Raw genomic sequence first — 6758 nt, forward strand, 5'->3', positions numbered from 1 at the left:
CATGCCGACCTGCCCGAACGGACACCAGTCGGGTTCCGACGACTGGTGCGAGGTGTGCGGTCACCGCATGGCCGGTGCCGTGCCCCCGCCGCCTCCGCCCCCGCCGACCGCCGGCGGCTACGGCTTCCCGCCGCCCGTGCCCGGCGCCCCGGCCGGCGGTCCCGCCGGTGGCCGGCATCTGTCCGCCGTGCCGAACGCGCATGAGCCGGAGCTGTGCCCGCAGTGCCGCACGCCCCGGGAGGGCGGTGCGCCGTTCTGCGAGGAATGCCGCTGGAACTTCCTGACCAACACGGCCACCTCGTACACCCCGGCCGCCCCGCGCCCGCCCGCGGGCGGCGGCCCGGCCGCGCCGACCTTCCGGCCGCCCACCCCGCCGTCGTACGGCGGGAACACCGACTCGTACGAGTACCAGGGCTCGCGTCCCTCCCAGATGAACCGCCCGGCCGAGCCGATCCCCTCCTTCGGCAGCGAGCCCTCGGGCCCGACCCCGTTCGCGAACGAACGCGGCGGCGGCCCGTCGGGCCCCCCGGCGCCTCCGGCCTTCGGCGGCGAGCGCGGCCAGTCCGGCCCTTCGGGGTTCGGTGGCGACCGCGGCCAGTCCGGGCCCCCGGCCTTCGGCGGCGACCCCTCGGCCCCGCCCGCTCCCCCGGCGTTCGGCGGCGACCGCGGCGGCCAGCCCGGCCCGCCCGGAGCTTCGCCCTTCGGCAATGACCGCGGACAGTCCGGGCCCCCGGTGTTCGGTGGCGAGCGCGGCCAGTCCGGGCCGCCGCCCTTCGGTGGTGAGCGTGGTCCTTCGGCTCCGCCGCCGTCGTTCGGTGGCGCTCCGGGCCAGAACGCGGGCGGCCCCTCCGCCTTCGGCAGCGCCCCCGGGCCCGGCCAGGCCTCCGGCCCCTTCACCCGCGACCCCTCCGGTGGCCCGGCCGGCGGTCCCTTCGGCGGCGGGGACCCGTCCCGGCCGCCGGTTCCGCCGCCGCCCGGCGGTCCCGGCGGGACCACCGGTGGTGCTCCCGGGGCCTTCCAGCAGTCGGCCCCGCCCGCGCCTCCCGGCTACCCGCAGGAGACCGGCAGGCCCCCGGCCGGCGGCCCCTCCTTCGGCGGTGCCGACGACGACTGGGTGATCTCCCCGCCGGCGGGCGGCCCCGGCGCGCCCGCCCCGGGCGCCCGCCCCGGCGGCTACGGCTATCCGCAGCCCGCCGCCCCGGCCGGTCCCGGCTTCCCGCAGGCCCCGCAGGGCCCGGCGACCTGGACGGCGACGATCGGCCCGGACCGCGAGTACTTCATGGCGATGATGCAGCGCTCGGGCCCGGAGGCGGCCGGCCTCAACCTGCCCGCGTACTCGCCCGAGCAGCAGCGCACGCTCGCCGGCAACCAGGTCACCATCGGCCGTCGCCGGCACTCCACCGGTGACATCCCCGACATCGACCTGTCGGTGCCGCCGGAGGACCCGGGCGTCTCGCACCAGCACGCGGTCCTGGTCCAGCAGCCGGACGGCAGCTGGGCGGTCGTCGACCAGAACTCGACGAACGGCACGACGGTGAACGGCGGCGAGGAACCGATCCAGCCGTTCGTCCCGGTGCCGTTGCAGGACGGGGACCGGGTGCACGTAGGGGCCTGGACGACGATCACTGTTCGACGGGGCTGAGCCGCAGCACTCCGTACGGGGCTCAGACCGGGAGGGGCCAGATCCACGGCCCCTCCCGGTCGTCCAGCCACAGCCACTCCTGGTCCCCCTCCACCGTGACGCCGTACCGCTCGCGCCCGGGCATCCCCTCCCGCTCCCAGACCTCATAGGCCTCTTGAGGGCTGAGCACCCCCTGGGTCAGCTCCATCAGGAACTGGAACAGCTCGTCCTCGAGCGCCCGGGACGGCACCCCGCCCACCTCCCCCGCCGCCGCCCGCTCCACCCCGCGCAGCGGCACGAAGAACGCGCCCGACGGCAGGAACCGCCCCTCGGCACACCCCTCGCCCCGTACGGCAAGCGCCAGCAGCCCCGTGGCCACCGGCGCGAGAATCCGCGCCCCCGCCGCGCACTGCGCGACCCACGCCGGCGGCACGCTCGGCAGCGCACAGGTCGCGATGATCCGGTCGAACGGCGCCCGCTCGGGCACGCCCCGCGCCCCGTCCCCGGTGACGACCGCCGGCCGGTGACCGGCCGCGGCCAGATGCAGCCGCGCCGACTCGGTGATCTCCGGATCCACATCCACCGTGGTGACGAGATCGTCGTCGCCGAGCCGATGGGCCAGCAGCGCCGCGTTGTACCCGGTCCCGGCGCCGATCTCCAGCACCCGGTCGCCGTCGGCCACCCGCAGCGCGACCAGCATCCGCGCCATCAGCGAGGGCTGGCTGCTGGAGGACAGCAGCTGACCGTCGCGCAGCCGGGTGGCCAGCGGAACGTCCTCGTAGGCGCCGCGCACCCAGCGTTCCCGGGCCTCGGGATCGGCGCTCTCACCCCACCGGCGCTCATAGCCGTGTGCCCCGGCGACGTAGTAGTACGGCACGAACAGATGCCGGGGCACCGCCTCGAAGGCCTCCCGCCACACCGGCTCCGCCGCCCAGACCCCCTCGGCGTCGATCTCCCGCACCAGCTCGCCCCGCGCCACGGCGGCCAGCCCCTCGATGTCCGGGATCTCCGGGATCTCCGAGGTCCCCCAGGTCTGCGAGGTGCCGGAGTCGTGGGTGCCCATGCGCCCACACTAGAACCCCGCCCCCGCAGCGGGTCCTAAGCCTTGAGTCCTCGGTCACCGCGTCTGAGACCATGTAGGGGTGAGAGAGATTCGGCGCGGCACGCTTCAGGAGAAGACCTTCTACGAGCAGGTCGGCGGGGAGGAGACCTTCCGCAGGCTGGTCCACCGTTTCTACGAGGGCGTCGCCGAGGACCCGCTGCTCAAGCCGATGTACCCGGAGGAGGACCTGGGTCCGGCCGAGGAGCGGCTCACCCTGTTCCTCATCCAGTACTGGGGTGGCCCCACGACGTACAGCGACAACCGCGGCCACCCCCGGCTGCGGATGCGGCACGCCCCGTTCACCGTGGACCGGGCGGCGCACGACGCCTGGCTGCGGCACATGCAGGTGGCCGTGGACGAGCTGGGCCTCTCCGACGAGCACCGGGAGACCCTCTGGAACTACCTCACCTACGCGGCCGCCTCGATGGTGAACACCCCGGACTGACCGCGGGCGCCGGTTCAGCGGACGCTGACGTCCAGCGCCCCGAGTCCCGCCTGCCGTACGGCGATCGACCCGAACGGCGTGCGCAGCCGCAGCCACGCCCCCGCGGAGAGCAGCACGGCCTCGTCGTCCGGCCGCAGGAAGCGCAGCGACTGGGCCGCGTGCACGGCCCGTACCGGAAGCCGGGTGCCGCCCACGGTCCGGGACCAGATGTCCCGCCCGATCCGGTCGAGTTCGGCCCGGGTACGGCCCTGAGGCGCCAACTCCGCCGTACGGGACCGGAATTCACCCACCGCGGCCGCCACCGTGGCCTGCAGCGCCCGCGGCGCGGGCAGTCCCGGCTCGGGCCGCCAGCCACCGCGCGGTGGCAGTACGCCCGCCCACGGCGGGCCGGTGACCGCCGCCGGCACTCCGGCCGTGGCGGCCCGCTCGTCCACCGACTCCAGCAACTCCCCCGCCGAGACGGTCACATCGAGCGTGACGTCCAGACCCTGCTCGTACGGCTTGGCGAGCCGCACCGCGCGGATCGCCAGCACCTCGAAGGACGGCGGCCGCCCGAAGACGGCCAGCGCGGTGCCGGCCGCCTGGAGGCGTACCGCCGCCGAACGGTCGTAGTGCAGCAGCCGGGAGAGGAAGGCGGCGAGGTCCGCCGTCTCCCCGTCGTCGGCGAGGTGGAGCACCGTCATGCGGCGACGGCCTCCTCCTTGTCGTCCCGGTACTCCTCCAGGAAGTCCCGCTCGTCGGCGGTGATCCGGCGCGGCCGGCCCGTCTCGAAGTCGAAGGGCACGACCACCGTGGAGGCCCGTACGTAGATCAGGTCGTCGTCCTTCACCTCGTAGGTGATGGTGAAGGAGGCGGCCCTGATCTCGGTGATCCACAGCTCGATGTCCACCGGGTGGTGTCGGTGGACGAGCTGCCGCTTGTAGTCGATCTCGTGGCGTGCCACCACCGACCCCTGCTTGAAATCCTTTTCCGGCCGGAACAGGAAGTCGATGCGGGCTTCCTCCAGGTAGCGAATGAAGACCGCGTTGTTGACATGGCCGTAGGCGTCCATGTCGGACCAGCGCAGGGGGCAGCGGTAGTGGTGACGCAAGTCCGATCAGCCCCGGGTCAGCTTCTTGTAGGTGGCACGGTGCGGACGGGCGGCGTCCGGACCGAGCCGCTCGATCTTGTTCTTCTCGTACGACTCGAAGTTGCCCTCGAACCAGAACCACTTGGACTCGCCCTCGTAGGCGAGGATGTGGGTGGCGACCCGGTCCAGGAACCAGCGGTCGTGGGAGACGACCACGGCGCAGCCCGGGAACTCGAGGAGCGCGTTCTCCAGGCTGGAGAGGGTCTCGACGTCGAGGTCGTTGGTCGGCTCGTCGAGGAGCAGCAGGTTGCCGCCCTGCTTGAGGGTGAGCGCCAGGTTGAGGCGGTTGCGCTCACCGCCGGAGAGGACGGCGGTCGGCTTCTGCTGGTCCGGGCCCTTGAAGCCGAACGCGGACACGTAGGCCCGGCTGGGCATCTCGACCTGGCCGACGTTGATGTAGTCGAGGCCGTCGGACACGACCTCCCACAGCGTCTTCTTCGGGTCGAGGTTGGCGCGGCTCTGGTCGACGTAGGAGATCTTGACGGTCTCGCCGACCTTGATGTCACCGGAGTCCGGCGTCTCCAGGCCCTGGATCATCTTGAACAGCGTGGTCTTGCCGGCGCCGTTCGGGCCGATCACGCCGACGATGCCGTTGCGCGGCAGGGTGAAGCTCAGCCCGTCGACCAGGACCTTCTCACCGAAGGCCTTGTTGAGCTTGTCGACCTCCACGACCACGCTGCCCAGGCGCGGGCCCGGCGGGATCTGGATCTCCTCGAAGTCCAGCTTCCGCATCTTGTCGGCCTCGGCGGCCATCTCCTCGTACCGCGCGAGACGGGCCTTGGACTTGGCCTGCCGCCCCTTGGCGTTGGAGCGGACCCACTCCAGCTCTTCCTTGAGGCGCTTCTGCCGCTTGGCGTCCTTCTGGCCCTCGACCTTGAGTCGGGTCGCCTTGGTCTCCAGGTACGTGGAGTAGTTGCCCTCGTAGGGGTAGGCGCGGCCGCGGTCGAGCTCGAGGATCCACTCGGCGACGTTGTCCAGGAAGTACCGGTCGTGAGTGATCGCGACCACGGTCCCCGCGTACTTGGCGAGGTGCTGCTCCAGCCAGTTCACCGACTCGGCGTCGAGGTGGTTGGTGGGCTCGTCGAGGAGCAGCAGGTCGGGGGCCTCGAGGAGGAGCTTGCAGAGGGCCACGCGGCGGCGCTCACCGCCGGAGAGGGTGGTGACCGGCCAGTCGCCCGGGGGGCACCCCAGCGCGTCCATGGCCTGCTCCAGCTGGGCGTCGAGGTCCCAGGCGTTGGCGTGGTCCAGCTCCTCCTGGAGCTTGCCCATCTCGTCGAGCAGCGCGTCCGAGTAGTCGGTCGCCATCAGCTCGGCGATCTCGTTGAACCGGTCGAGCTTGCCCTTGACCTCGGCGACACCCTCCTGGACGTTCTCCAGGACGTTCTTCGCCTCGTTCAGCGTGGGCTCCTGCATCAGGATGCCGACGCTGTAGCCGGGGGAGAGGAAGGCGTCGCCGTTGGACGGCTGCTCCAGCCCCGCCATGATCTTCAGCACGGTCGACTTACCGGCGCCGTTCGGGCCGACGACGCCGATCTTCGCCCCCGGCAGGAAGCTCAGGGTGACGTTGTCGAGGATCACCTTGTCGCCGTGCGCTTTGCGCGCCTTGCGCATGGTGTAAATGAACTCAGCCAAGAGAAACCGTCCGGCAGCTTGAAACTGGCAGTGGGCAGATACACCCCATCTTGCCGTACCGCCACCCCTAGAGGGAAACCCGCATGGTCTGGGCCCCCGACCTGCTGCGGAGCGTTCGAGGCGCACCCGACACCTGTCGTCGTTGGTCGTCATCTGTCGCCGTTGGTCGACGTTTACCGGCCCACAACCGGCCCGGCTCGGGACCCCGATCCGTCTCTCGCGATAGCAGCAGAGACCGCTAACGTTAGCGACCCTGCCAGCGGCCAAAACCGCAGGTGACCAGCACGTTAGCGGTTAGCGAGCCATCTGGGCAGACCTCCGGAATGGGGCCGTTGGACGCCTCTGCGAGGGGCGCCGCCGGTCGCTATCGGGCCCGACGGTCGGGCCGCCATGGGGAAGAGCGAGAAGGGGTGGCCTACGGCCACACGACCCTTGCGGCTCGCTACGCTCGCACGGCGACCGCCGTTGAGGCGAAGGCCGTGAGCGCCCCTCAGGGCGCCTGTACCCCCCTGCGTGGACTGGACGGCCCCCGGGGTCATCAACGGCTGCGTACGGCCCCATGGGAGCGCTGGGTGATGGCAGTTTCCGGCACCCTCTACGCGCGCGTGCGCGTAGGGCCCCCTCCCTGGAAACCGTGGCAACTTGGAAACCCGCAGGTCAGAGGGGGTTGCAGGGGTCAACCGGCAACATGGGTGCAACCGGCGGCATCAACCGCCTCAAATCGGGCCCCGCGTACGAGCAAGAGGAGCACGCCCCCCCCCGGGGGGCCGGATGGGGGTAGCGGGGGGGGGGCGACCGGGGGGCCCCGCGGTTGGGGCCCCGGGGGGCG

At 72.3% G+C, this 6758-nt stretch carries 6 protein-coding genes; 2 read left to right on the forward strand and 4 right to left on the reverse strand.

Annotation, left to right across the window (positions count from 1 at the left end):
- The first annotated feature begins 1 nt into the window (after position 1).
- Positions 2 to 1642: an FHA domain-containing protein gene (locus AB0D59_RS39280; protein WP_362575812.1), complete on the forward strand. Its 1641-nt coding sequence runs from the start codon at positions 2 to 4 to the stop codon at positions 1640 to 1642.
- A gap of 22 nt (positions 1643 to 1664) precedes the next feature.
- On the opposite strand, the gene AB0D59_RS39285 is transcribed toward AB0D59_RS39280, so the two are convergent.
- Positions 1665 to 2684 (reverse strand): methyltransferase domain-containing protein, encoded by a 1020-nt coding sequence (locus tag AB0D59_RS39285; protein WP_362575814.1) that lies wholly within the window; start codon positions 2682 to 2684, stop codon positions 1665 to 1667.
- 79 nt (positions 2685 to 2763) lie between these two features.
- Between AB0D59_RS39285 and AB0D59_RS39290 the strand changes: the two genes are divergently transcribed.
- A complete protein-coding gene (locus tag AB0D59_RS39290) occupies positions 2764 to 3168 on the forward strand; it encodes a globin (protein ID WP_362575816.1) in 405 nt (134 codons plus the stop codon).
- Positions 3169 to 3182: 14 nt separating this feature from the next.
- Here the strand turns inward: AB0D59_RS39290 and AB0D59_RS39295 are convergent, their stop codons facing one another.
- From AB0D59_RS39295 to ettA, 3 genes are read right to left on the reverse strand one after another with little or no spacing between them, the layout of a single operon-like run.
- Positions 3183 to 3851, reverse strand: a complete 669-nt coding sequence (locus AB0D59_RS39295; protein WP_362575818.1) for a hypothetical protein — start codon at positions 3849 to 3851, stop codon at positions 3183 to 3185.
- Complete coding sequence (locus tag AB0D59_RS39300; RefSeq protein ID WP_351690947.1) at positions 3848 to 4258, reverse strand: thioesterase family protein; 411 nt, start codon at positions 4256 to 4258, stop codon at positions 3848 to 3850. Before AB0D59_RS39300 ends, AB0D59_RS39295 begins: the two co-directional genes overlap by 4 nt.
- Positions 4259 to 4264: 6 nt before the next feature.
- Positions 4265 to 5929 (reverse strand): energy-dependent translational throttle protein EttA, encoded by a 1665-nt coding sequence (ettA, locus tag AB0D59_RS39305; RefSeq protein WP_362575820.1) that lies wholly within the window; start codon positions 5927 to 5929, stop codon positions 4265 to 4267.
- Positions 5930 to 6758: the final 829 nt, after the last annotated feature.

The organism is Streptomyces sp. NPDC048417 (genome assembly GCF_040651615.1).
GTDB lineage: Bacteria > Actinomycetota > Actinomycetes > Streptomycetales > Streptomycetaceae > Streptomyces.

Bases quoted from the DNA above. Each gene is read 5' to 3' on its own strand.
- AB0D59_RS39285 (WP_362575814.1), bottom strand. From the start codon at position 2,684: ATGGGCACCCACGACTCCGGCACCTCGCAGACCTGGGGGACCTCGGAG.
- AB0D59_RS39280 (WP_362575812.1), top strand. From the start codon at position 2: ATGCCGACCTGCCCGAACGGACACCAGTCGGGTTCCGACGACTGGTGC.
- AB0D59_RS39295 (WP_362575818.1), bottom strand. From the start codon at position 3,851: ATGACGGTGCTCCACCTCGCCGACGACGGGGAGACGGCGGACCTCGCC.